1 pseudogene is annotated in these 233 nt (G+C 50.2%); it reads right to left on the bottom strand.

Features of this window, described 5'->3' with window-relative positions:
• Nucleotides 1-233 (bottom strand): annotated as a pseudogene (locus ABR397_RS24080) (ISNCY family transposase); the annotation flags it as partial.

Raw genomic sequence — 233 nt, forward strand, 5'->3', positions numbered from 1 at the left:
GGTCGTTTTCATTATCGTTTCACGGTCGATACCCATGTCGATCATCGCACACGCGATTTTCAGGATCCCCCGTTTTTCGCCTTTATTCAATCCTTCTTGGAGTCCTTCCTGGTGTCCTTCCAGACGCCCTTCAATAAACCCTTTCTGGTGCCCCTTCTGCTCCAGTTTCTGCGCTATTGTCATCAGTACCTCCTCATACCTCGGGGACTGTTCTGACAGTCGTCGTAACATCC

It is taken from the genome of Photorhabdus viridis (assembly GCF_040256935.1).
GTDB classification, from domain to species: Bacteria; Pseudomonadota; Gammaproteobacteria; order Enterobacterales; family Enterobacteriaceae; genus Photorhabdus; species Photorhabdus viridis.